This is a genomic window from Methylobacterium sp. CCH5-D2 (assembly GCF_001556475.1).
Classification (GTDB): Bacteria; Pseudomonadota; Alphaproteobacteria; order Rhizobiales; family Beijerinckiaceae; genus Methylobacterium; species Methylobacterium hispanicum.
Genome location: NZ_LSIX01000122.1, coordinates 1 through 2,670 on the forward strand (window position 1 = coordinate 1; position 2,670 = coordinate 2,670).

4 protein-coding genes are annotated in these 2,670 nt (G+C 70.4%); 2 read left to right on the plus strand and 2 right to left on the minus strand.

All coding sequences use genetic code 11. The annotated features are described in order from the left end of the window. Positions 1-238 precede the first annotated feature (238 nt). Together AX737_RS02470 and AX737_RS35290 are read left to right on the plus strand one after the other, a co-directional pair. Entirely contained in the window at positions 239-604 is a 366-nt protein-coding gene (locus tag AX737_RS02470; RefSeq protein ID WP_063111109.1) for a hypothetical protein, read from the plus strand. After that, positions 601-1,500 (plus strand): DUF6036 family nucleotidyltransferase, encoded by a 900-nt coding sequence (locus AX737_RS35290; protein WP_238232134.1) that lies wholly within the window; start codon positions 601-603, stop codon positions 1,498-1,500. Before AX737_RS02470 ends, AX737_RS35290 begins: the two co-directional genes overlap by 4 nt. A 65-nt stretch (positions 1,501-1,565) precedes the next feature. Here the strand turns inward: AX737_RS35290 and AX737_RS02485 are convergent, their stop codons facing one another. Together AX737_RS02485 and AX737_RS02490 are read right to left on the minus strand one after the other, a co-directional pair. Then, the gene (locus tag AX737_RS02485; RefSeq protein ID WP_012454454.1) at positions 1,566-2,216 is read right to left on the minus strand and encodes a DUF1109 domain-containing protein; all 651 of its coding nucleotides are present in this window, start codon (positions 2,214-2,216) and stop codon (positions 1,566-1,568) included. After that, positions 2,213-2,670 (minus strand): sigma-70 family RNA polymerase sigma factor (locus AX737_RS02490; protein WP_066918747.1); only part of this gene is annotated, 458 nt, incomplete at its 5' end. The genes AX737_RS02485 and AX737_RS02490, both read right to left, overlap by 4 nt.

Sequence of the window (2,670 nt, forward strand, 5' to 3'; positions counted from 1 at the left end):
GGCGGGTCCGGCCTTCGCGGCCTGACACGCGGTAGGAATCCCCGCCCTCCAGGGCGGGGAGGATGTCAAAGAGACCGGTGCCAGACCCCATATCCGCGGGGACCGAAGTTCTGTGGAAGTCGAACCGAGCCCCAACTCCGACGTTGTCGGGTCTCCGGGCGTCGGGCATAATGCCCACGGTCCGAAACGCGTGTGGCTCCAGAGGCATCCCGTGCGTCCCGAGGTAAACAGGGAAGTCGTGAACGACCGTGCCAAGCTGATGATCCATCGGCTGGTGGCGCGTCGGCTCGCGCGCGACCCGGGCATCCTCGATAGCGCCAAGATGGCCGTCATGCGGCTTGAGGCGGACTACCCCGAGCGCACCTTCGTCTCCGAGTGGCGCGAGATCCTCGGGCAGCCGCCGGGGACGATCCGGCAACTCCTCACCCGGCGGGACGAGGGTATGCAGCGGCTTCGGCTGTCCTCGCCGTTCCTGGAAGGGGAGGGCGTGTCGTTCGTGCGCGACCCGAACGTCCGAAAGCGGATCTGGCGCCTGGCACGTAAAGGCGCGGCCGCCCAACGCGCGGCGCATGCCGGCCGCCAAGGCTCCTCCGTCCCGGCGTGAGCCGTCCGATTGAGATCCGGACGGTCGCGGACCTGGAGCGCACCGCCCGTTCGCTGGCGTTGCACTTCAAGGCCCGCACCGTGGTGGTCGTCGGCAGCCAGGGCATCCTCGTGGGCTGGCCCGGCGCGCCGGTCACGATGTGCATGTCGCCCGAGATCGACGCCTATCCCGCCAACGCTCGGGCCTGGGAGGCCGCCCAGGACGACGACCTCGCGGAGGCATCCGAAGAGATCTCCGTCATCTTCGGCGAGGGCTCGCACTTCCACACGGCTCACGGTTTCTACATCGACGGCGTCGACGACCGCACCGCCCGCCTGCCGCCCTCGTGGCCCTCGCGCGCGGTGGTGCGGGAGGTGAGAGGCCACGGCGCGGCGACCGTGACGGTGGTGGCCCCCGGCCCGGAGGATCTGATCGTTTCTAAGCTCGCCCGCCTTGCCGACAAGGACAGGGACTACATCGCGGCCTACCATCAGGCCCGGCCTCTCGACCTTGCCGTCATCCAGGCGCGCGTAGCGGAATGCGGGTTCGAGGAGGTTCTGGCACAGCGTGCGCTCGCCTTCCTCGCCGGCCTTCCCTCACCTCCCGGGCGCGCGACCGCCGCACCCGTGCGGGCAGGGGCCGTCGTGCCGCCCCATCCCGCGTGGACGCACTGCGCCTTCCTCATGGACGAGGGCCGTTCGGTCTCGGTCCGCGCCTGGAACGAGGCGGCCGGTCTCTACGATATCCTCGACAATCCTCTCGGCCCCGCGGTGGTGGCGCAGGACGGGGCGAGCGCCTTCCTGATCGACGGGGAGGCGCTGACGCAGGAGGCGTGGGACGCACATCCGCGCGTCCGCGCCGCGCGACACGGTGACCTATCCGGGTACCCACGGCCGAACTGGACGCCTCCGGGCTGACCTGCCCCTGAAGCGCGCGGCGGGCCGGGAGCGGTTCGCCCGTGCCTACGGGCGAGCCGACGGCCTTACCAGCGCAGCAGGCGAGGACCAAGAAGCGCGCCCGCCAGCGTGCAGAGGGCAATCGTGCCGCCGTACCAGAGCGCGATGAAGGGTACGGTGTCGTCCATGCAGTGAATCGCGTAGCCCATCGCGCTCACGCCTCCCGAGGCGAGCCCGACCAGGGCCCCGGCCCGGACGAGGTCCGTCGGCGCGCCGAACCTCCGGACCGCCCACATCAGGGTCGCGAAGGGGACCACAGCAATCACCGGGATGGAGACGAGGCATTCGAGCCACATGTGGCCGGTGAGCATGGTCCCCCAGTGGGCCGCCGGCGCGTTGGCGAGGCTGAGGGCAGCGAGGACCATGACCGCCGCGAACGGCAGGGCCGCGATGCCGAGATGCACCCTCCTCTCGCCCCCTGGGCGAGCGATGCGACCGAGGTAGCGCAGGGCCAAGCCACCGACGGCGAGGGCGAAGGCCAGCTTGGCCAGCAGGAAGGTCAGTGACTTGCCTTCACCCAAGTCAGGCCGGACGCCCAATGCGAGAAGGGCGAGGCAGAGCGCCCCGGCGGCCCCGATGGCGGCCCCGAGCGCGATCCGCCTCAGCATGCCGGGAGACTTGGCAGGCTCGCTGGCGAAGCTCGCGCCGAGCAAGCCGATGAGTTCGTCGGTCTTCATTCCCCTTTGCCCCCTGCCAAGGCGGCCAACGCCTTCAACCCGCGGTGGACGCTGACCTTGATGGCCGATTCCGACATGCCGGAGCGCGTCGCGGCCTCGGCCACGCTCAGACCTTCGACCTTCATGGCCCGGATCGCCTGCTGCATCTTGCCGGGAAGGCGACCGAGCAGGCGCTCGACGTCGAGCGTGCTCTCGACGGCGGCGTGGTCGTCGCGCGCGACCAGCTCGCTCGCATCCTCGACGGGCACGTCGGCGAGGGAGGCGCGCGTACGCCGGAGGTGGTCGATGAGCTTGTAGCGCGCGATGGCGTAGAGCCAGGGCGTGACCGGTTGGCCAACGTCGTAGGTGTGCCGTCGCGTGTGAACCGCCATCAACGTTTCCTGGACAAGGTCCTCCGCCTCCGGCGCGGCGCGTCCGGAGCGCGCGAGCTTACCCTTGAAATAGGCCCGCAGGT